At 32.3% G+C, this 24370-nt stretch carries 19 protein-coding genes and 1 pseudogene; all 20 read left to right on the top strand.

The genetic code is table 11. The features are described 5' to 3' along the window. Nucleotides 1–278: 278 nt before the first annotated feature. The 20 genes and pseudogenes from HPY74_06175 to HPY74_06270 all read left to right on the top strand — a co-directional run bounded on the left by HPY74_06175 (nt 279) and on the right by HPY74_06270 (nt 24368). Nucleotides 279–932, top strand: a complete 654-nt coding sequence (locus HPY74_06175; protein ID NSW90253.1) for a hypothetical protein — start codon at nt 279–281, stop codon at nt 930–932. Nucleotides 933–1074: 142 nt separating this feature from the next. Then, nucleotides 1075–3021: a hypothetical protein gene (locus HPY74_06180; protein ID NSW90254.1), complete on the top strand. Its 1947-nt coding sequence runs from the start codon at nt 1075–1077 to the stop codon at nt 3019–3021. A gap of 767 nt (nt 3022–3788) precedes the next feature. Further along, a complete protein-coding gene (locus HPY74_06185) occupies nt 3789–4289 on the top strand; it encodes a VanZ family protein (protein NSW90255.1) in 501 nt (166 codons plus the stop codon). 106 nt (nt 4290–4395) lie between these two features. Then, the gene (locus tag HPY74_06190; protein NSW90256.1) at nt 4396–6237 is read left to right on the top strand and encodes a polysaccharide biosynthesis protein; all 1842 of its coding nucleotides are present in this window, start codon (nt 4396–4398) and stop codon (nt 6235–6237) included. 405 nt (nt 6238–6642) lie between these two features. Beyond that, nucleotides 6643–7461 carry an aldolase gene (locus tag HPY74_06195; protein ID NSW90257.1) on the top strand — a complete coding sequence of 273 codons (819 nt, stop codon included), beginning with the start codon at nt 6643–6645 and terminating at the stop codon, nt 7459–7461. A 59-nt stretch (nt 7462–7520) separates the two neighbouring features. Then, entirely contained in the window at nt 7521–8762 is a 1242-nt protein-coding gene (locus HPY74_06200; protein ID NSW90258.1) for a pyridoxal-dependent decarboxylase, read from the top strand. Nucleotides 8763–8789: 27 nt separating this feature from the next. Further along, nucleotides 8790–9440 (top strand): sugar transferase, encoded by a 651-nt coding sequence (locus HPY74_06205; GenBank protein NSW90259.1) that lies wholly within the window; start codon nt 8790–8792, stop codon nt 9438–9440. 118 nt (nt 9441–9558) lie between these two features. Beyond that, on the top strand, nt 9559–10485 hold the full coding sequence (locus tag HPY74_06210) for a branched-chain amino acid transaminase (GenBank protein ID NSW90260.1): 927 nt from the start codon (nt 9559–9561) through the stop codon (nt 10483–10485). Nucleotides 10486–10526: 41 nt separating this feature from the next. Further along, nucleotides 10527–11309, top strand: a complete 783-nt coding sequence (locus tag HPY74_06215) for a glycosyltransferase family 2 protein (protein ID NSW90261.1) — start codon at nt 10527–10529, stop codon at nt 11307–11309. A 59-nt stretch (nt 11310–11368) separates the two neighbouring features. Beyond that, on the top strand, nt 11369–13102 hold the full coding sequence (locus HPY74_06220; GenBank protein ID NSW90262.1) for a glycosyltransferase: 1734 nt from the start codon (nt 11369–11371) through the stop codon (nt 13100–13102). A gap of 60 nt (nt 13103–13162) precedes the next feature. Then, nucleotides 13163–14395, top strand: coding sequence for an O-antigen ligase family protein (locus HPY74_06225; GenBank protein NSW90263.1), 1233 nt, complete (start codon nt 13163–13165; stop codon nt 14393–14395). An 87-nt stretch (nt 14396–14482) separates the two neighbouring features. Beyond that, nucleotides 14483–15475: a glycosyltransferase gene (locus HPY74_06230; GenBank protein ID NSW90264.1), complete on the top strand. Its 993-nt coding sequence runs from the start codon at nt 14483–14485 to the stop codon at nt 15473–15475. A 626-nt stretch (nt 15476–16101) separates the two neighbouring features. Next, on the top strand, nt 16102–16665 hold the full coding sequence (locus HPY74_06235) for a helix-turn-helix domain-containing protein (GenBank protein NSW90265.1): 564 nt from the start codon (nt 16102–16104) through the stop codon (nt 16663–16665). Further along, nucleotides 16596–16931, top strand: coding sequence for a transposase (locus tag HPY74_06240; protein NSW90266.1), 336 nt, complete (start codon nt 16596–16598; stop codon nt 16929–16931). Before HPY74_06235 ends, HPY74_06240 begins: the two co-directional genes overlap by 70 nt. A 30-nt stretch (nt 16932–16961) precedes the next feature. Next, a complete protein-coding gene (locus HPY74_06245) occupies nt 16962–17135 on the top strand; it encodes a transposase (GenBank protein ID NSW90267.1) in 174 nt (57 codons plus the stop codon). Nucleotides 17136–17497: 362 nt separating this feature from the next. Continuing rightward, nucleotides 17498–18612: pseudogene (locus HPY74_06250) on the top strand (IS110 family transposase). Nucleotides 18613–19288: 676 nt separating this feature from the next. Then, nucleotides 19289–20422, top strand: a complete 1134-nt coding sequence (locus HPY74_06255) for a polysaccharide pyruvyl transferase family protein (GenBank protein NSW90268.1) — start codon at nt 19289–19291, stop codon at nt 20420–20422. Between the two features lie 9 nt (nt 20423–20431). Further along, nucleotides 20432–21940, top strand: a complete 1509-nt coding sequence (locus tag HPY74_06260; GenBank protein ID NSW90269.1) for a hypothetical protein — start codon at nt 20432–20434, stop codon at nt 21938–21940. A 186-nt stretch (nt 21941–22126) separates the two neighbouring features. After that, nucleotides 22127–23275, top strand: coding sequence for a Coenzyme F420 hydrogenase/dehydrogenase, beta subunit C-terminal domain (locus tag HPY74_06265; GenBank protein NSW90270.1), 1149 nt, complete (start codon nt 22127–22129; stop codon nt 23273–23275). Nucleotides 23276–23357: 82 nt separating this feature from the next. After that, complete coding sequence (locus HPY74_06270; protein NSW90271.1) at nt 23358–24368, top strand: NAD-dependent epimerase; 1011 nt, start codon at nt 23358–23360, stop codon at nt 24366–24368. Nucleotides 24369–24370: the final 2 nt, after the last annotated feature.

The raw sequence follows: 24370 nt of genomic DNA on the forward strand, positions 1-24370 counted from the left end.
TACCCAAACAAATGTTTTGTTGTCAAGAAAAATTTGTAACTATATGAAAAATTATCTAAAATAACGTGAAATGCATATATATTCAGTTAATGGTACGACAGGTAAATCTGTTTTTATATCGCCGCAAAGTATTTCTTTGTACAGGTTGGGAAGCAAGCGGGATAAAAAAATTCTTTCTCTCACCCATTTGGGTGATTTCTTTTTTAAAATAATTGCTATAATTTATTGATGAATTACTCAAAACATTATAAAAACATTATATTAAGGGGGTTGTTTGTATGGATAAAGAAAAATTTTCTTCAAGGCTTGAACTTTTTATAGCAATTTTTTTGGGCATAACAGCAGTATTGACAGCCTGGGCATCATGGCAGTCTTCGCTTTATGGAGGTAATCAAGCTACAAAATACGCCAAAGGTATTGCTATTATCGGAGAAGCAAATTCCTTGTACAATGAAGCAGCCCAGTACATTGCCCAGGACATGGACCTTTGGAATAGAATCAGTGACTTGCGCATTGAGCTTGAATTTATGCAAGATAATGAGAGTGAGGAGGTTGAAAAGCTTCAGTGGAAACTTGACCAAATCATGGCCGATAATGTAACTGAAGAGTTGGCGTCAGCCATAGAGTGGGCGGATGCACAACAGGAATATGCATCACCTTTTGATAAAGAGGGGTTTATTGATAGTTACTACGAGGAAGCGGATGCAAAATATGAAGAGGGACAAAAACTTTTAGAAGAAGGACAAAAAGATAACTCACTTGGAGACATTTTGGGACTTGTGACCGTCGTTTATGCTGTTGTGTTATTTTTACTTGGCATTGCTGCTTCTTTTAAAGGTATAACCACGCGGATTATTATTATTGCTGTTGCCATCATTGGATTTATATACGGTACTGTAATAATGTTTAGTGTGCCCATATTAACTTTATGAAATAAATATAAGAGAAAAAGTTAAGAAACACAACATTATAACACTTAGTTATTATTACTTATAGTTATATTTACTTATAGTTTAAATAAAAAAGGGTAGTGTCAAAAGTTTTATGAAAAATGAAAAGAATGGAGGACGATGTATGAAGAAAAAATCCATATATTTAATTATAATATTTGCTATAATTATCACCGGCCTGGTTGTCTTTTTTGCAATTCTCTCTAATGACGGAAGTGAAGGTAGCCTAAGTGAGGATACAATTAAAGATGAAGGAGGCAATTCCATTTCGCACAGATATGTAAAACCGGAGAATGCTGTAGCATATACAATAATGGTATATATGAATGGCTCTGATCTGGAAAGTGAAGGGGGAATGGCGACAGGTGATATTACTGAAATGCTTTCGGCTAATTTCCCTAAAACAGATATTAACGTGATAATACAAACGGGTGGCACAAATATGTGGCAAAACGAAATTATTCCCAGCGATAAAATTGCACGATATCGTGTAATTGAAAACAATATTGAACTTTTGGAAGAACTGCCTGCTGAGAGTATAGGGGAAAGCACTACGCTCACATCTTTTATTAATTACTGTATGGATGAGTTTCCTGCAGATAAATATGGGCTCATTATGTGGAATCATGGCGGCGGATCGGTAGTCGGATACGGTGTTGATGAATTGTTTAATTATGACAGTTTGACTATAAATGAAATGAAGACAGCTTTTGAAAATTCATATTTAAAAGACCATAAGTTGGAATTTTTAGGCTTTGATGCATGCTTGATGGCAAATATAGAAACAGCTTACATGGCGAAGGATTATGCAAACTATCTTATTGCATCGGAGGAATTGGAGCCCGGCTATGGCTGGGATTATCTTACATGGTTGTCTTACTTAGGCAGCAATCCGGGGTTGAATGGTGCGGAAATCGGTAGAGAAATTGTTGATAGCTTCGTTAATTTCTATAAAAATAATGGGATGGAAGATGAAGCAACTACCTTATCTGTTGTGGATTTAACGAAGGTGGAAACTGTTGTATCAGCGCTGGAAAATTTTATAGAAGCTGCTGATATTTCAAGCTTAAGTTATCAAAAAATTGCAAAACCGCGTTCAAAAACCCGTGAATTCGGTATGCCATCGGAATACGGAGGCAGTACGGACATGGTTGATATTGTGCATATGGCACAACAATTCCGGGATATTTGTCCGGATGAAGCCAATGATCTTATCAAGGCCATGGAAAATGCAGTTGTGTATAAGTCCCAGGGGGATTTTGTAGATAATGCAGGCGGTTTATCCCTGTATTTCCCCTATTCTGCCAAAGACGAGGTGGGGGAACGCATACCGATTTACCAAACAAGCGGTTTTTCTTCAAAATATATAAATTACGTATCAAAGTTTGCAGAAGTTTTAACCGGCTCAACTTTTGCAAAGCTTGATGTTTCGGAAATTGCGCCAGCCCGGAGTGATGATAATTTTGATATTATTATTCCCCCTGAGGAAATAGATAACATAGAAAGTATATATTTTACAGCATGGGTTAAAGAGGATGATAAGTTTTACACACAAATTTATCAAGACAGCGATGTTGAAATTGATGAAAACGGAAAGATTCTTACTGAGTTTGACGGTATTATAACAACAATTAATGGCGAATGGGCATGCCTCTATGAAATCGAAGTAGGCGATGATTATATTAGATATGGTGTGCCGGCACTATTAAATGACAAAGAAGTTAACCTAATAGTATTATATGATGACAGAAATCCTGAAGGTAAAGTTATTGGGGCAATGCCTATTTATGAAAAAAACACCGGTATGGCACCCAAGCAACTTATAAAGATTAAGGATGGAGATAAGATAAAACTCTTATATTATGCAGAGAGATTTGTCGACGTCGATGAAGAAGCATCTGAATTAAGCGAGGACGATTTCTTCTGGTATGAAGGTGACGAGTTTACCGTAAAAGGCCAGCTTGTTGTGGAGAACTGGGAGGTTGAAGAGGGTGTATACTTGTATGGCTTCACCATTATTGACCTGCAAGGCAATGAGTATTACACTGACTTTATCGAGGTATCGTATTAATTTGTACCTGGCACTACCCGAATTTTATCTTATATATTGGTTGAAGTTTATATTAAGTATCTTAAACATTTTAAGTACCATAAGTACCACTATCAACAATATGTTGCCAAATCACAAAAATATTGACTAATTGCAAATAAGTGTATTAAAATATGCATATAGGGATAAAACCTGACTAAAGCAAAGTGTTTCCCAGGCAATAATTTTGGTGCATTAAAATTTTTGGCCAATAACCAGCTAAAATAAGCATTTTAAAGGGATTAAGCATAACGTTGCAGGTTGACAAAAACAGAAATAAACGGTTAAATATAAAATAAAAGTGTATCTTGATATTACTTAGAAAATTATGGAATTAACTTAGTTGAAGCAGCATAGAAATGATGATAGTATTGCTTTCGGCCTGACAGATAGAGATGATATCAAGGGCTGATGCAGTCAACAAGAACCGGATGGAGAGCCTCGGTGTTTCGGCCCGGGGATGGACAGAAGGGGACATAAGGCAGTACATACATAAGGGGGCGTGTAACCTGCATGGCTTCAAAGGCGAAGCTATGCCTGTTTGAGGGAAATATTGAAAAACATAATGGAAAAAACATAATATTAAGATAAATATTATGAGGGAGTGGAAAATTATACAAGGCTATTGCATATTTTCCAAAATTAGGTATAATAATATAAGGGGAGGAAAATGCCGGAAACACCCTTGAATTATCCGCATGAATTATGGACGGGGCGGATAAAAAGGGTGTTTTTGGCTTTTTATATGCATGAAATTAAAAAAGAATAAGCAAAAGATAAAGATTTATATTAGGTGGGTTGTTGTTGTTCTTTACCTGGCCATGATATTTTATTTCTCAAGCCAGGATGGGACAAAGTCTCACAAAGTCTCATCGGAATTATTGCAATATTTGAAGTTTCTTGTAGTGCTGATACCGGAGCGGATACAGAGGTATTTATCCGGCACATACAGGAATATGGAGTTTATCTTAAGAAAGGCTGCTCATTTTACCGAATATTTTATTCTTTCTTTTGTTTTTTACAGGGCTATGGTAATTAGCGAGGTAAGGGTGAAGAAAAGCATGATCGTGACCCTTGTTTTCTGCTTTTTATATGCGGTGTCCGATGAGGTACACCAGGTTTTTGTCCCAGGCAGGGCTTTTGCAGTGGGAGATATAATCATTGATACACTTGGCGCTGCCCTGGGTATAATAGTTATATTTTTTAAAAACCTTATTTCAGGCAATATACAATATAAAAAGAGGCATTAAACTCATTGATTAGCTTGAACTTGGGGTAAGGGAAATAAAAAAACAAAATACAAAAATGTTGTATAATATTTGAGAAATCAGTTTTTATTTTAGAGGAGAGGGTTCTATGCGTCGTGTTTTTAAGGCGTTAGTGATAGTGGCTATAGACATACTTATAATAAACGCCTCGTTTCTAATTGCTTTTTTGCTAAGGTATGACGGTAATGTATCATACATTGTTTCGTCGTATGCAAAAGACATCTGGTACATATCAATTATTGCAACAATAATCAAGCTCATGTGTTTTATACTGTTAAAACTCTATACCAGTCTATGGATGTACGCCGGCATGTATGAAGCCATGATGCTTGGCCTTGCCCTCATTACCGGAAACGCTGTTGTGGTTGCGACAGTTTCTTTTTTACCGATGTCTGCGCCACTATCCGTATTTATTACGGCGTTTTTCGTTGAAACGTTATTTATTAGCGGGACAAGGTTTATGTACAGATTTATGAGAAGAATAAAATACAAGGGGTTTGATAAGAACTCGGCAAAGAGGCTGATGATTATAGGTGGAGGAGAGGCAGGATCGGTTATAGTGAGGGAGCTGCAGCAGAGCCCGTGTTTAAACAGTAAGGCAGTGGCCATTATTGATGATAATAAGGCCAAGAGGGGCATGAAGCTCCATGGAGTGCCTATAGTGGGCGACAGGCATGACATTGTGAGGGTGGCGACAGAGAAGAATATTGACGAAATAATCATTGCCATACCTTCAGCACCAAAGAAAGAGATTAGTGCGATATACAGCGAATGTATAAAAACCGACTGTAAGGTGAGGATACTCCCATCCATATCCCATATAATTGATGGCAGAGTGAGCATAAAAAGGGTAAGGGATGTGGAGTTGGAGGACTTGCTGGGGAGGGAGGCCGTAAAGGTCGACCTCAACGAGATTGCCGCATATTTAAAAGGAAAAGTTGTTTTAGTTACGGGAGGCGGCGGTTCAATAGGTTCCGAACTGTGCCGGCAGATTGCGGGGTTTAGTCCCGAAAGCCTAATAATTCTAGACTATTATGAAAACAATGCGTTTGACATACAAAATGAGCTTAAGTTTAATTACCCGGGCCTGGATCTCAAGGTTGTTATAGCAAATATAAGGGAGAGGCAGAGGATAGACGAAATATTCAGGCAATACCGACCCGAGGTAGTATTCCATGCCGCGGCCCATAAACATGTGCCGCTTATGGAGGAAAATCCGCAGGAAGCTATCAAGAACAATGTTTTCGGTACCTTGAACGTGGTTGAGTCTGCCGATAGGTATGGTACATCCAGGTTCATATTAATTTCTACCGATAAGGCTGTAAATCCTACAAATGTTATGGGAGCAACCAAGAGAATTGCCGAAATGATAATCCAGGCTACCGGAAGGCACAGCAAGACAAAGTTTGCGGCAGTGAGGTTCGGGAATGTACTGGGGAGCAATGGCAGTGTCGTGCCCCTTTTTAAAAAGCAGATTGAGATGGGCGGGCCTGTTACAGTTACCCACCCTGAGGTTACAAGGTACTTCATGACTATTCTGGAGGCTGTCCAGCTGGTTATCCAGGCAGGGGCTATGGCAGAGGGAGGAGAAATATTTGTCCTTGATATGGGGCAGCCTATGAAGATCTACGACCTGGCAAGGAACCTAATAAAGCTTTCGGGATATAAGCCTGACGAGGATATAAGGATAATATTTACCGGCTTAAGGCCTGGAGAGAAGTTGTATGAAGAGCTTTTACTGAAGGAGGAGGGCTTGAAGGCAACAAAGCATGATAAGATTTTTGTTGCAAAGCCTGTTTTTACCGATTCTGCACTGTTAAAGAGGGAGCTTGAGGTGTTGAGCGGCCTTCTTACAAAGGAAGCGGAGGAGATTGTCGAATACATTTGCAATATTGTGCCGAGTTACAGCAGGGTAAGCGGGGGACAGTAAAAAGAAGTTGATGTTTTATAGGACCTACCAGTTATTGGGCACAAGTTAATGGCAGCAACTACACAGATGCTAAAATTTTTCTTACCATAAAAAGTGTTAATAAAATTAGATATGTAGAAATCGATGCCAATCGAGGCAGAAAACCTTAAAACACAGTTGTTTCAATGCTTTTATCGTTCCTTAACTTGAAAAATTATACAGTTTTTTAGCAGAAAAATATCCTTCAAACCATTGAAATTACTGGGTTTGAAGGGTATTTGTAGCAATTTTGTAGCAGTGGGATTAGTTAGGTATTTTATTATTGAATATGTATAAATTGAATTAAGTGCACTTAAAACTGATTTATAAGGATCTATTATTACAAAATGATTTTTATAAAATATGGGAGAGGTTGAAATAGAAGATATGGCCTTAAGATTAATGTATATTACCAATAATCCCAGCATTGCAAAAATTGCAGAAAAAAGTGGTGTTGATTGGATATTTGTTGATCTTGAAATCATTGGGAAAAAAGAAAGGCAAGGACATTTAGACACAGTTATTTCCTGTCATAGCGTAGATGATGTAAAAAAAATTAAATATGTCCTCAGTAAATCAAAACTTTTAGTACGTTTGAATCCTATTTATGATGAGTCAAAAGAAGAGATAAACCAAGTGATAAAATATGGAGCAGATATTGTTATGCTTCCATTTTTTAAGACTAAAGAAGAAGTTGAGAAATTCATAAAATATGTTGAAGGTAGAGCAAATACGTGCCTTTTATTGGAAACGCCTGAAGCAGTAAAAAATATTGATTCTATTTTAAATGTTGAAGGTATTAATTATATTCATATAGGATTAAATGATCTTCATCTAGGTTATGGTATGAAATTTATGTTTGAGCTTTTAGCAAATAATACTGTTGAGATGCTTTGTAATAAAATAAGAGACAAAGGAATTCCTTATGGTTTTGGTGGGATTGCACGATTAGGGTATGGAATTCTTCCGGCAGAGAATATTATTGCGGAACATTATCGACTTGGATCCAGCATGGCTATTTTATCCAGAAGTTTTTACAATTTCAATAAGAACGATAATATGAGTAATGTAGAAGAATTTTTTATTAATGAAGTTAATAAAATTAGGAATTATGAAAAGAAATTATTAAATGAGTCTAATGATTACTTTCAATTTAATAGACAAATTGTTATTTCAAAAGTGAATGAAATAATAAATAAAATTTAATAAAAATCTCTTAAAGTACACGGAAGTTTAATATTGAGGAGGAAAAATAAGGAAGGTAAATGAAATTATCTTATAAATTACTTAATTATATAGCCGAGAAATATGGCGAGGCATACTATTTGTTAGATTCAAAGCAGTTTGTAAAAAACTATAAAGAACTAGAAAAAGCTTTTAGAGATATCTATCCTAATTTTAATATTGCATACTCATACAAGACAAATTATACACCTAAGCTTTGTAAAATAGTAAATCAATTAGGAGGATATGCAGAAGTAGTCTCTGATATGGAGTATAGACTTGCACTAAAATCAGGTGTGATGCCCAAAAATATTTATTTTAATGGACCTTATAAAGACTCTTACGCAGTTGAAGAATTATTATTAGCAGGAGGAACTGTTAATATTGATTCTAACTATGACCTAAAAATAATAAAAGAAATTGCGAAAAAATATCCTGATAATAAGTTATCAGTTGGTATTAGATGTAACTTTGATGTTAAGGATGGAGTTGTATCTAGGTTTGGATTTGATATAAATGGAGATGAGTTTGTTACCACTATTAATAGTATTCGTGAAACCTCAAATATAATACTCAAAGGAATTCATTGCCATTTTGCTACAAGAAGTATTGAAACATGGCCTTATAGAGTAAAAGGAATGCTTAATGTAGTACAAAAATATTTTAAAGAACCTCCGAATTTTATAAGCTTAGGTGGTGGATTATATGGAAAAATGCCAGATTCTTTAAAAAAACAATTTAATGTAGAAATTCCTAAATATGAAGATTATGCTAATACGGTAGCACCTCAAATTAGAGACTTTTTCAAAGATGTAAATGAATCAAAAAAACCCATGTTGATTATTGAACCAGGTACTGCATTAGTAGGAGATGTTGTGAAATTTGTTACTAAAGTTTTAAGTATTAAAGATATAAGAGGGAAAAAAATTGCAACTCTTTTAGGAAGTATATATAATATTAACCCTACATTAAATAGAAAAAATCTACCTGTAACTGTATATCACAGTAATGATAACGTAAGCAATCAACAATTTTATTTAAATTTGGATTTTGGTGGATATACTTGTATTGAATCTGATTACCTTTATCGAGGATTTAGTGGAAATTTAGCTATAGGTGATTATGTTGTTTTTGATAATGTAGGATCTTATTCAATAGTATTAAAACCACCATTTATTTTGCCTAATTTTGCAGTAGTTGAATATGATGAAGAAACAAATTCAATTGAATTAATTAAGCGTAAAGAGAGTTTTGAAGATATATTTAAAACCTTTGAATTTTAGATGTAGTTTTGTTTTTTGGGGGCGTATATTTTGAAGTTTGTAGTTAAAAGGATCCTAGATATCTTATTTTCATTAATAGCGATTATTGTATTATCTCCTGTTATGCTAATCATTGCAGTTGCGATAAGATTAGATTCTAAAGGCCCTGCATTATTTAAACAAAGTAGATTAACTAAAAATGGGAAAATTTTTACTATATATAAGTTTAGAACAATGATTGAAAATGCAGAATATATGGGAACAGGATTATTTAATTATGAAAATGATTTTAGAGTAACTAAGGTAGGTAATTTTTTAAGAAAGACAAGTTTAGATGAGTTACCTCAATTGTTTAATGTTATAAAAGGCGATATGTCAATTGTCGGACCACGACCACCAGTTTCGTATGAGCTTGGTAATTATGATGATTTAAATGAAGAATATAAAAGGAGGTTTACAGTATTACCAGGAATTACTGGTTTGGCACAGGTTAGTGGAAGAAATGAATTAATCTGGGATGAAAAGGTAAAATATGATAATCAGTATATTGATTTATTTCATAAATATGGTATTTTAATAGATTTTAAAATTATTATACTTACCATATTAAAAGTGATTAAAATGGAAAATGTATATGAAGTAAAAGATAAATATATAGAAAATACATTAAATGAACAATTAACAACTAATTCAAAATAATTGGAAACATATGGAATTTTTCAAATCAAATGAGAAATAATAAATTTACTGTGTCTAAGTTTATAAAGTAATTATTAATACTTAGTATTGTTTAATATATATTTGGGGGCATAAATAAATGAAGACAAGTATAGAAAATAGATTTATTTGGTTAGATGGTAAGATTGTACCGCTTCAAGAGGCAACAATAAATGTATTATCACCAACAGCCCAGTTTGGAGCAAATGTGTTTGAAGGTATTCGTTGCTATTGGAATGAGAAAAAACAGCAATTGTATGCTTTTCGATTGTATGATCATTATAAAAGACTTAAAAATTCTATTAAAATGTTCCGAATGGAAGATAGATATACAATTGAAGAAATGAAACAAGGTTTAATTGATGTAATAAGAGCAAATGAATATAAAGAAGATATAGCTGTAAGACAGACTGTATTTATTGATGGATTCGGTTCTTGGAGTTCTAAGGGTCCAGTAAGTATGTTTATTGCTCCTATACCAAAAGGACGAACACTTGAACCTAATAAACTTGGTTTAAAATGTTGTATAAGTTCATGGGAAAGAATTAGTGATAAAAATCTTTCCCCCAAAGTAAAAGTTGGAGCAAATTATATTAATAGTAGAATGGCCCAAATGGAAGCTATAGAAAATGGATATGATTCAGCAATATTTTTAAATAGTCATGGTAAAGTAGCAGAAGGGCCAGGATCATGTCTTTTTATAATAAGAGACGGTGTTCTAATTACTACAACTATAACGGCATCAATATTGGAAAGTATTACTAGAAATACAATTATAGTGTTAGCTGAGGAAAAGTTAAAAATAAAAGTTATAGAAAGAGAGATTGATAGAACGGAATTATATATATGTGATGAAGCGTTTTTATGTGGTTCAGCAATGGAAGTGGTTCCAATATTAAGTGTTGATGGTATTGCTATTAATGACGGTAAACCAGGCAAGATTACTCAAGAAATATATAAGATATATTTAGATGTTGTGAGAGGTAATATTGAGGATTATAAGGATTGGCTTACACCTATTTATTAAATAAAATATACTATAAATATAATTAAAATGAATGGTGGTAGATGATAATGAATAAGTCAAATAATAATGAAAATAAAACAGTATCAGTAATAATTCCAGTATATAATGCTGAAAAATTTATTGAAGAGACAATTCAATCTGTACTTAATCAAACATATGAGGATATAGAAATTATTTTGGTGGATGATTGCTCTAAAGATAACTCTAGAGAAATAATTAAAGAATATGCAAAAAAATATAAAAACATTATTTACTATTTGCAGGAAAAAAATTTTGGTGCTGCTGTAGCAAGAAATAAAGGTTTGGATTTAGCAAAAGGTAGATATATCGCATTTTTAGATAGTGATGATTTATGGTATTCTGAGAAAATTGAGAAGCAGATAAATTTTATGAGAAAAAACAATAATGTTGCTTTTTGCTATACAGCTTATGAAATGATTGATGAAGAGGGGAATTTAATAAAAGGGAAAATAAAAATATTAGAAAAAGTAGAGTACAAACACTTACTAAAAAGAACAATAATTTCAACACCAACGGTTTTATTAGACCGACAATTAATAGGTGGTTTAAAGATGCCTCTTAGACGGACGGGACAAGATTACGCATATTGGCTATTATTATTGAGAAATGTTGGGTTTGCCTATGGAATAGATGAGGCTTTAGTCAAAGTTAGAAGACATGGTAATTCATTGTCAGCAAATAAGTTCCAAAATATTCGGGATGTATGGAGTATCCAAACTAAAAATGAAGGGCTATCACTATTATATGCAACTTATAACACTATTTGTTATATATATAATTCTTTTGCTAAACGTTACTTTTAATGCGTTATGAAAGAAAAATTTCTATTTATTAAAAATTGAAAAATTATAGGGGAGATTTTATGAGAGATAATGAGTTAGTTGTATTTTATGGGATGTTGTTAAAAAAAATATCAAATAAATATTATTGTAATGGAGCTTTTGGCAGATATATTGATGAATTAGCCAAAAAGTATAATGTTTTGTTTTTGGTTGTTCCAGTTATTACTTTAAATAATGAAAAGTACATTAATGATTATGAAATTAAATCAACAAACATTATTTTCCAAGAAATACCTGAGTATAATAGCTATTTTGAAGCTTTGAAAAAAGCTAAGTTAATAAAAGAGACAATTAAAAAACACTCATCTCAATGGAATAGTGTTGTTTATATAAGATGGCCTGTTCCCTTTTTTAAATATGTATTTAATATTGCTTCCCGGAAGGCACTACCTGTTTGTTTCCATTTAGTAGGAGATTCAAAAACTGTTATTTCAGAAGGTACTAAGTATAAAGGGATTCTAAAAATTTTAGCAATAAAATTTGCTGAATATAATGAATATATTATAAAAAAATTAATTAAAATTACACCTACTTTAGTTAATGGTAGTGGGTTAAGAAGATTATACAGTCAAGATAATAAATTTATAAAAGAAATTTGCACTAGCACATTTAGTAAAAAGGAAATAGAAAGTTCAATTAAAGAAATAAATAAAGAATTAATAAAAATATTATATGTAGGATATCTTAGACATGAAAAAGGATTGCAATATCTCTTAGAAGCAGTTAAATTGCTAAGAAAGGAAAATGTAAATGTTTATTTAACAATAATAGGAGAAGGGGATATATTAGTAGAATTAAAGAAAGTAGTAATAGATTTAGAAATTGATAAATTTGTTAATTTTAAAGGTTACATTCCTTTAGGAGAAACTCTTTTTAATGAATATAAAAAACATGATATTTTCGTTTTACCATCAATATCAGAAGGAACTCCTAGAGTTTTATTAGAAGCAATGTGCAAAGGACTTGCAGTGATTGCAACAAATGTAGGAGGAATTCCATATAGTGTGAAAAATGAATATAATGGTATTTTAGTTAAGCCGAAAGACTCAAAAGCATTAGCAAACTCAATATTAAAAGTGATAAATGATGATGATCTTAGAAAATATATCATTACAAATGGATTTGAGTTTGCGCAAAAGAATACATTAGAAAATCACGTTGATGAAGTATTTAGTTTTATAAAAGAAAAGTGTCTTGAGTATGATGTAAAATATGAGTTTGAAGATAAAACGATAGATAAAGTAAAAAGGTTTTTAATAATATCAATTCCTGTTCATTTAATAATGCTTATTACAGGGTTATTGCCTAATTCAGAACCAGCAAATAAAACACGAGGATTTTTACTGAAGCCATTTTTTAAATCTGCAGGCAAGAATTTACAAGTAGCTTCAGGAGTGATTTTAAATCGAATTGACAATATTTCAGTAGGAGATAATGTATATATAGCTCATAATGTTTGGATGAATGGCTCAGGAAGAATATATATTGAAAATGGAGTAATAATAGGGCCTTTCTCAGTTTTAGCTACAACAGAACATGTAATTGAAAATGGAAGTGTAAGTAATAAAAGAACGCTTGTTGCTCCCATTAGGATAGGTCAAGGATCATGGCTTGCTAGTCATGTTGTTGTTACTAGTGGTGTTAATGTTGGAAATGGAAGTTTAATAGCTGCAGGAGCAGTTATTACAAAAGATGTTAACGCACATAGTTTATATGGTGGCGTTCCTGCAAAATTTATCCGAGAGATAAAATGATAGAAAAAATACAATAAATAATAAACACGAAAAATATTATTAGAAAGTTGTGTAGTTCAAATGAATAATTTAGAAAATAAACTAAACAATAGTCTAAACAAAGCTGAAAAATTCTTATTATTTTTCACTGGTGCCTTAATTCCATTGATAAACTTAAGAATAAAAGTATCTTTTTATTCTATTTCTGCTTACATGTTAGCCGTGGTACTATTGATGTTTTATTTATTAATAAGGGATAAGATATATAGAAATAATTTCTTAATCTTTAATATTGGACAACAAGATATAATTATTATCCTTTTTATTTTAGTTCTTGCATTTTCATTACTCTATTGTGTAGATAAGAATTATGGTATTCAAAGGTTTATAAAATTATTAATAGTAGTATTATTCTATTTTTTTTATAAACAGATTTTGATTAGAAAACCTAACTATATCGAAATAATTACTTCATATGCTATAAAAGGACTAGCACTATATATTATTTACCTTTCGTATTATTATTTATTTAAATTTAATGTTACTTATATAGGAATTAATACCCAATATGCGACAAGAAGTGAAAAAAATTCATTAGCTTTTATGATGAGTATTTTAATTGCATTTATAATCACAGACTTATTTAAAATTGAAAAGAAACGAAAGCATAAATTTATAAATACTTTATTTCATTTAATTGTTATTATTTCTGTATTGTTGGTACAGTCTAGAGCTCTTCTATTAGTAACTATTCTTCAATTTATTATAAATTTTGCAATTAGTTCAAAAAAATTCAGTTTAATTAGCAAATCCATAGTAATTTTAATTTTGATAATTATAATTATTAATTTTTTTGTGCCAAACAATGTGATTATCAGTTCTATTGACCGTGCTTTTACTATAGTAAAAGTATTTACTAATAATGAAGTTTTAAATGAAGGGTCAATAGGAATAAGATTGTTAATGCTTCAAAAAAGCATTAGTTTGTTTTTTGAGAGTCCTATTTTTGGTGTGGGCTTAGGAAGTTTTATGTATTATTATGGAGATATTATAACATATATCTCACATAATGATTATCTGTTAGTATTAGCAGAACAAGGGATATTTGGCATTACTTTATTTGTTTTACTAATTCTTTCTTTTCTGAAGATGGCTTATAAAAATTATAGAGCTAATAAATCATCAACTAATAAAGGGTTAGTTTTGGCCATGTTTGGTGTTTCGTTTTATTTTCTTTTTATTAATGCCTATGATAATATATTATTTTGGTCATTACTTGCCTTTATAAGTGCAACTAATATTGAAAATTTATAAGTTAGAGTATATAAATATTGATAATAATTGATAATAATTCGTTAGTGATATATTATTAATTTATTAACGGAAGGAAGAGGCTGCCGCATGTCTACTCAACAGAAGTTAGTAAGTATAATTGTGCCTATTTATAATGTGGAGGATCATATTAGAAAATGTGTGAATAGCATTCTAAAACAAACATATACAAATATTGAAATAATTTTAGTTGATGATGGTTCAAATGATAAAAGTTCAAAAATATGCGACGAATATGCCCAGCTTGATGATCGAATAAAGGTTATCCACAAGGAAAATGGGGGTGTATCATCTGCAAGAAATGCTGGCCTAAGTATAGCAAACGGGAAATATATTGGTTTTGTAGATGCGGATGATTGGATAGATATTGATATGTATGAATATCTTGTTCAGAGTATTGAATCTAATAATTGTGATATAGCTTGTTGTGGTTATTATAAAGAACATAAAGGAATAACAGAAATAATCTCAAAATCTGAGGATATGATTATAGAATCGTTGGATGAAAATTTGGATAATTTTATTGAGGGAAGTTATGAAGGAAGTGTTTGGAATAAGCTTTTTGTAAGATCTATTATTAATCATGAGTTCGATACTAAGATATCAATAGGTGAAGATGCTTATTTTCTTTATAATGCCATAAAGAATGCAAAAAGAATTGTGTACAAACGTGACCCAAAATATCATTATTTCATCAGATTTGATTCTGCAACAAATGTACATTTCAATGCGAAGCGATTTGATACGATAAACTCAGTTGATAAGATATACAATGATATAACAATAAACTTTCCAAATCATGCAAAAAAAGCAGAAATTATGGTTTTCAATAAATATTTAGCTATTTTAAATCTAATGTTATATTACGATGCTGATTTTCAGTATGAATTTCAGTATAGTATGATTATTGAAAAATTGTTGAATCTTGGGGGGAAAATTAAATTTTCTAATCATCCATCTAAACAAAAATATTTAGCATATAGACTTTTTAGATTTAATAAGAAAATATATCGCTTAATAATAAAATTGTATTACAAAAACAAGCTTTGTAAGTTTTCCTAACATTAACTCCTACCGCATATTTGTTAATAAGTGCTTGGTATAAGTTTTAAATCTTTAAACTTTTGAGCAAAGACTAGTCACCAAACTAACACCTGTATTACATGTGAGATAGTAGACGGATTGTATAAAATTGTATAAACTAGCAGATTAAAACTATCAGGACGTAGCGAAAGAGAAGATATTAAATCTTTAACCTTTCACCGTCGAGAAAGTCGACATTGTTCAATAACTTAAAGGCAGTAAACTGATGGGTGAAAAGGTAAGTACAATAATACTCTAAGGTCTATGCTTATAGCACGATAAAAAATAGAATTGATAAGAACCAAGGAGAATCAGTCTATTCCTAAAAAATATTTGCAAAAGTAATTTAAAATAATGCTGTACTTAGAGAAACTAAAAAATTATCTTAACATTATAGGGAATTATAAAAAGTCATCTAGAGAAGCTCTTAGATATCTTGAAAAAGACATTAAAAACATAACTAGGATTTACATAATAAGATTAATGTGGAACCAATACAGTAGCTATAACTTTTAAGTGAAAGCGTGGTGGAAAAACAAACCATTGAAAACCTCCCGAAATCTATGTAATGATATAGTGTTACGTTAAGGAAGGGGGTTTTCAAAATGTTATTTGCTAAGAAATATGAGACATTCGATGAAATGAATAAGTTATATAATATGCACTTTGAAGCCAAGGAAACCAAAATGTACTTGAGGACTCGGATGATCATGCTCTCCTGGGATGGTTACACTGTACCGGAGATAGGCCGTATCCTTGACATTCACCCTCATACCGTCCGTCATTGGGTCAAACAGTATAACGAAAAAGGTATAGGCGGTCTGTATGATGCGGAAAAACCAGTACCTCAGCCACTGTACAGTGAAGAGTTGGAGAATGAGCTTGCTGACCTTGCTTTCACTCCTCCAAAACAATTGAGTCTGCCATTTGGCAGATGGACATGTGAAAGAATGGCTCAATACCTTGTCGATACCGGAAAAGTGAAGCACATATCCGGAGAAAAGGTAAGGCAGATATTGCATAAAAAGCATGTCAGTTTCAAGAGAGCCAAGCTTCACATTACCTCACCGGATGACCAATATGAGGTTAAAAAAAACGAATCGAGGACCTCAAAGCAAGCTATCCGGCAAACTCGGTTATCCTCTACGAGGATGAATGCGGCCCTTTAAACTCAAAGACACTGCTTACGAAGAGCTGGTTACCTGTAGGTAAGCCCCAGAAAGTTGAGGGCAATGCCCCAAATGTCGGGAGTATTAACCTATTTGGTGCTTATGACTACAGGACAGGTGAAGTGTTCTACAAGTTTACTAAAAAGAAGAACAGCTATGAGTTTAAAAGGTTCCTTACAAGGCTCTTGTTCCGCTTCAAAGGCAGGAAGATATATCTTATTCTTGATAATGCCAGATATCATACGAGCCGAGAGATCCAGGCTTAGCTTGCAAAGCAGGAAGGCAAGATAGAATTTTTGTTCCTGCCAAAGCAGTCGCCATGGCTAAATCCCATTGAACCGGTGTGGGAGGATTTCAAAAATGACCGAATCCGAAACCGGCACTTTACTTCAATGAGGCAGATCATCTCGGAATCGAGGGGTTACTTTAAACAGAGAAGGCAAAGAACAGTTCAGATGGTTGCTGCTTAAAATAAAAAACTGTAAAATAGGGTTTGATGCTACTTTCCCTTTTTCTCATGATACTGGCATAATTTACATAACCCACCGTTGTTTGCTACTGTATTAAGTTCTCAACGAATCATGATCTTTCGCTCACAACCAGGGATGAAAATGGGTTAAACTGCTTGCATAATTTCAACTATGTGCTAAATTAAAAGTAAGACAGGAACAGAGTTTGAACGCACATTGGAGGAATAGTACCCCGATTGTCAACGTAAACTGATTGCCTTCGAGCACAACCAAATGTGCACCTTTAGGTAGCACGAGTAGTAAAGTTCATATAATCTCGGGCAATCACTCCTGTCAAAATAATTATTAAGGAGTTGATCTATATGCAAGACATACTTGAGTGCTGTATGGCCTTGACATCCATAAGGAATCCATAGTTGCATGACTTCTCAAAGGACCTCTTAATAGACAACCCACCTCTGAAATCAGGGTGTTTTTAACACTGCTTTTAGACCTTGATTCTCTAAAGGCATGACTTGTTAAAGAAAACTGCATGCATGTTGCTATGGAAAGTACAGGCATATACTGGATACCTGTATATGAAACCCTTGAAACGGCTTTTGATGGCCATATGTCCCTGATTGTTGCCAATGCAAGACACATGAAGAATGTACCTGGCAAGAAGACTGATATGAAAGATGCTGAATGGATTGCCACTCTCTTAAGGGCTGGTCTTTTAAACGGAAGTTTTATTCCCGAAAAAGATATCCGGGAATTAAGAAACCTTACGAGATACCGCAAAAGTGTTATATCTGATATAACTTCACAGAAGAATCGCATTGAGAAGTTTCTGCAAAGCTGCGGTTTTAGGCTTTCATCTTTCATATCGGATATATTTGGCGCTTCCGGCAGTGCAATTATAAAACATCTCTACACCCATGGCAGTATTACTATCAAGGACCTTGATGCTTATCTTAAAACCCAAACTCGTAATAAGATAAATGAAATAATGCAAGCTATAAATGGTAAATTGGATAAACATCAAAGGTGGTTTCTTAAAATGATGTTTGAGCATCTTGAGAGTCTTAAGGCACATCTTTCCGAGGTAGAAAGCCAAATCGATTCATCTATTCAGAAATATGACCATCAGATAGAGTTAATAGATGGTATACCAGGCATCGATAAAACTGCTGCTTCTACAATACTTGCGGAAGTTGGCACAGATATGAGTAAATTCAAAACTTCCGAACATATATGTTCCTGGGCGGGATTAAGTCCAGGCAATAATGAAAGTGCCGGTAAAAAAAAAAGTACTAGAACCAGCCCAGGCAACAAGTATATAAAGACCATCGCTTGCCAGTGTGCCCATGCAGTTTCCCACACCAAAGATACATATCTTGCTTTCAAGTTCCATAGTATAAAGGCCCGACGAGGACCACAGAAAGCGGCAATAGCCACTTCAAGACATATAATGATTGGAGTCTTCCATATCATTAAAAAGAAAGAGCCTTACAAGGAACTTGGTGGAGACTACCTACTAAAGCTAAGACCCAAAAATGTTGCAAATAGCATGATTAAGCGCTTTAAATCCCTTGGTTACGAAGTCATTGAAAAAAACGTTATTTAACTGTCAAGGAACAAATAGTATATTAAGTATTATTTAAAAGCTGTTTTATAGCAGCTCTTATAGGTATTGGTTTTTTGCGCCTTACACACTTTGTACGCGGATTACACTATGTTTCATATTAAGGTCCAGTTTTAATGTGCCTATTGGCACGGTTTACCAAATTTTATACTTTAAATGTTGGATGCTGATAATAATTTCTGCTTTGCATCCACATTAAGTTAAATTGATTGTATATTGTAAACTGTTAAAGTAATGTCAAATAAATAATGAAAACTCAAACTTCGTATATTAAAAATATGCTCTGAACCTTGGGAAATCAACATTTTTCAGCACAGATGTTTTGGAAGAAAATCTGTTCCTCTCAGGAGAATAGATTAATGAGTTGATACTTTCATTGCGTAACTTCTTTGAGCATTATAAGACAAAAATGAAGCATAAAAAAGCATCTTAACAGTTATAATTCGGCTAAACTATTGATTTTCGAAAGTATAGAAGTCATTATTTAATTACGAAGTTTGAGAATGAAACTAATTTGGAGGATATATCCATGAAAAAAGCAGGAATTATTACATTTCATTTTGCAGACAACTTCGGAGCAGTACTACAAGTTTATGCCTTGTCAAAGATAATAGAAGATTTAGGTATTGATGTTGAAATTATTGATTTTATACCTCAGAAACTAAGAGAAGGATATAATTTATTTTTTAACCTCAGAAGTACAATACCTGAAAAAGGTTTTATTTTGACCATTCGAAGCTTATTAGGTAGAATATATAACTTAAAGGCAAATTATTTACGGATAATGAATTTTAATGACTTTAGAAACAAACATTTAAAATTTTCAAATAGAAGGTATAAAGAACCAATAGAACTTATTGAGTGGAAACCTAAATATGATTATTATATTACTGGCAGTGATCAAGTATGGAATCCAAACTTTTTTTCAAAAGTTGGAGAAACATATTTCCTTGATTTTGTGGATGAAAACTCGAAAAAAATATCTTATGCTGTTAGTATAGCCGAAAAGGTTGATGAAAAATATTATAATGATTTTCAAAAACATTTACAAAGATTCGACTTTATTTCTGTAAGAGAAAAATCAGCTAAAGACTTTTTGTGTAAATTCACAAATAAAGAAATATTTGTGACATTAGACCCTACTCTTTTATTAAATAAAGAAAATTGGAGTCAAATTTCTACTTTTAATTTTAATAATATAAAAGGGAAATATATATTAGTATATGATTTACGTTATGATCCTTTAATGGTAGAAATTGCAAATAAAGTTGCTAAAGAAACTGGTTATAAAATAATAAGTTATTCAAGGAATACGAAATATTATAAGAAATATGTTAATTGGGATAGTTCTTTTTATTCGAAGAATCCAACGGATTTTCTTGGACTTTATGATAATGCAGAATTTATTGTTACAAATTCTTTTCACGGTACTGCATTTTCTGTTATTTATAACAAACCGTTTTTCACAGTTCCTCATCCAACAAGAGGAAGTAGAATGATTGACTTGTTGGTTGTTCTAGATCTTCAGAACCGTATTATAAGAAATAACGAAGATATACATATGATTATCAAATCTATGAATTTTTCCAATGTAAATAAAAAGTTGTCAGATTTAAGAGAACAATCAATAAATTATTTAAAAAATGCTTTAGATATTAATTAATGGTGAAAGATGAGAACTAAAAAATTTGTTTATAATTCAATCACAACTGTTGCTTATCAAATAATACTTATGTTTGCTGGTTTTATTACTCCTAAAGTGATGCTTAAATATTACGGTTCAGAGATTAATGGATTAGTGTCATCCATCAATCAGTTTATTGTTTACTTTAATTTGGTAGAAGTAGGATTATCAGGAGCAGCAATATATGCATTATATAAGCCACTTGCTGATAATGATTATAGAGCTATAAACGGAATAGTGGCAGCCGCAAAGAGATTTTATATCAAATCAGGATATATATTTGTGTTGTTAACAATTGGTTTAGCTATAATATATCCAATGTTTGTTACATCAAATATTTTATCACCGATTAATATCGGATTATTGGTTTTAATAATTGGTGTTAATGGAGCTTTAGAGTTTTTCACACTTGCAAAATATAGGGTATTATTATCAGCAGACCAAAGAACATATGTTATTTCTTTATCTTCAATAGTTTACAGAATATTTGATACATTGATTGTTGTTGTTTTAGCTATTCGAAAAGTAAATATTGTTGTTTTGCGTTTAGTGGCTTTACTCTCAATATTTTTACGATCATTCTTTTTGATGAGTTATGCAAAAACTAAGTATAAATTTTTAAGTTACGATGAAAAACCAAATTATGATGCTCTAGATAAGAGATGGGATGTTTTATATCTACAAATTTTAGGAGTAATACATACTGGGGCTCCTATTGTAGTTCTAACAATTATAACAAATAATCTGAAATTAATAAGTGTATATGTAATTTTCAATATGATTATAGATGGGTTAAATAGAATATTAAGCATTTTTACAAGCGGATTATCTGCATCATTTGGTGATGTTATAGCAAGAGACCAAAAAAGCATTTTACAGAAGGCTTATAGTGAATTTGAATTTTTTTATTACATTGCTATAACAATTATTTATTCTATAGCATTTATAACTATAATGCCTTTTATTCGGATCTATACTAAGGGAGTCACTGATATTAGTTATGATATTCCATTAATAGGGTTTTTGTTTGTATTAAATGGCCTTTTATATAATATAAAAACGCCCCAGGGGATGCTTGTCATTTCTGCTGGTCTTTTCAAAGAAACCAAGATCCAGACAACGATACAAGGTGTAATTGCTGTTATTGTAGGAATTATATTAACACCATTTTTAGGGATTATAGGAGTATTAATAGGATCAATTTTGTCGAATCTTTATAGAGATATTGACTTACTATTTTATATTCCAAGAAATGTTACAGAACTACCAGTTAGAAAAACAGCATATAGAATTGTTAGAATGTTAATGTCAGTTATTGTTATATGGATACCATTCTTGTTTATTGAAATTAATCCTACTGATTATATATCATGGGTTGCGAATGCTGCTATTGTAGGTATATATGCGATTATAGTAGTATTTGTAATCAATTTTATATTTGAGCGAAATGAAATGATAAATATATATAAAAGAATAAGCGGAATAATAATACATTGATATTATATTTGAAAGAACAAAACACATGTATACTAAGCTGTATAAGTATTTACCCGGTCTAATTATTTGATAAAAATCAAAGTGAAGAAATATCTTAAATTAAAAGATTAAATAATTTATAAGAGATTTTTAGTTTTGCCGATTGAAAGAATCGGAACAGATCAACGAAAATTGTAGGTGAGGAGAATGATTAATATCACAAATAAGAAAGACTGTTGTGGATGCAATGCATGTTATAATATATGTCCTAAAAGTTGTATTGAGATGAAAGAAGATTTTGAAGGATTTTTATATCCAACTGTAAATTATAAAAATTGCATAAAATGCGGACTATGCATAAAAGTTTGTCCAATGATAAATTTAAAAGAACCCAAAAATATATTGTTTGTTTATGGGTGTAAAAGTAAAAACATTGAAGAAAAATTCAAAAGTTCTTCTGGTGGGATGTTTTCTATACTAGCGAATTACACACTAGATAAGGGTGGAGTTGTCTTTGGAGCAGCATTTAATACGGATTTCAAAGTAGAACATATTATAGTTGAAGACAGGGAAGAATTGGATAAAATAAGAAGATCAAAGTACGTTCAAAGTAATATAAATGATTGCTATAAATTAGCCAAGAAGCATTTAGAAGAAGGAAGAGACGTGTTATTTTCAGGTACTCCTTGCCAAATAGCGGGGTTAAAGAATTTTTTGAATAGTGATTATGAAAAATTATTACTGGTTGATGTTGTATGTCATGGAGTACCGTCACCAGGTATTTTTAGAGAATATTTAGAATATTTAAAAAACAAGAATAATTCTAACATTAGAACTATTAATTTCCGCGCGAAAGAATTATCTGTACAGGCTATTAGTATAGAATTTAATAGTGGGTATAAATATTTAAATGAACCTTTTAAAGATATATACTATAAAGCTTTTTTAACTAATCTAATCCTTAGACCTTCATGCTATGATTGCAGACATAATAATTTTAGGAGTGGGAGCGATATTACGTTGGGCGATTATTGGGGCGCATCAAATCGGTTTCCCGAGTATCAAGACAAGGAAAACGGAGTCTCTTTAGTAATAATTAAGACACCAACAGGTCAAAAATTATTTAACACGTTAATTAACAAATTTGAATATATAGAAACAGATATAGAACATGCTATAATTGGAAACCCAACTATAGTAAGATCGAGTCCTATTAATAATAAAAGAGATGCATTTTTTGAGGAATATAAGGGAAAAAATACCGAAATTGATAAGTTATTATTGAAATATACAAAAGTAAGCTTATTTAGGAGAATCGTGAGTAAACTAAAAAGAGAAATAAATAAGATAGTTTAAGGATTGGTTTTAAGTATCCGGGAATAGTAAACAGAATGGTTTGGAGAAAAAAATAATACTTAAATAATACAGGAGGTATCCCATGTCAAACTACCTAATTACCGGCGCTGCCGGTTTTATTGGTTTTCACCTCTGTAAAAGGCTGCTTGATGAAAACCACAGCATTATCGGCCTGGATAACATGAACAATTACTATGATGTTTCCCTTAAGGAAGCCAGGCTTGGCATATTGAAACAATACATCAACTTTACCTTTTATAAAGCATCTCTGGAAGATGCTGATACAATTAAGAAGGTATTCTCATCCCATGAAATAAGTGTGGTAATAAACCTTGCTGCCCAGGCGGGTGTACGTTACAGCCTTGAAAATCCAAGAGTTTATATAGATTCAAATATTGTGGGCTTTCTTAATATACTGGAGGCGTGCAGGCACAATAAGGTTTCCCACTTGATATTTGCATCGTCAAGCTCTGTATACGGCTCGAATACAAAAGTGCCGTTTTCCGTGCATGACAACATAGACCACCCAATAAGCCTTTATGCAGCAACAAAGAAGTCCAATGAACTTATGGCCCATGTATACAGCCATTTGTTTGGTATTCCTACTACTGGATTGAGGTTCTTTACCGTATATGGTCCGTGGGGAAGGCCGGATATGGCTTTATTTTTGTTTACAAAATCTATTCTTGAGGGAAAGCCTATTAAGGTATTTAACTATGGTAATATGAAGCGGGATTTTACATATATTGATGACATTATAGAAGGAGTAGTAAGACTGATACCCAGGCCACCTAAAGCTAATCCGGGCTGGGATTCAAGCAACCCTGACCCAGGAACAAGCTCCGCACCATATAAGGTATATAACATAGGCAACAACAGCCCTGTAGAGCTGTCAAGGTTTATTGAGGTACTTGAAGAAAAGCTTGGCAGGAAGGCTATAAAGGAATACTTGCCTATGCAGCCGGGGGATGTGCCGGCAACTTATGCCGATGTGGATGATTTGATGAGGGATGTAGGATTTAAGCCTGCTACATCTATTGAGGACGGAATAGATAGGTTTGTTAAATGGTACAGAGAGTATTATAGAGTATAGGA

This window comes from Bacillota bacterium (assembly GCA_013314855.1).
In the GTDB taxonomy this organism is placed as follows: Bacteria; Bacillota; Clostridia; order Acetivibrionales; family DUMC01; genus Ch48.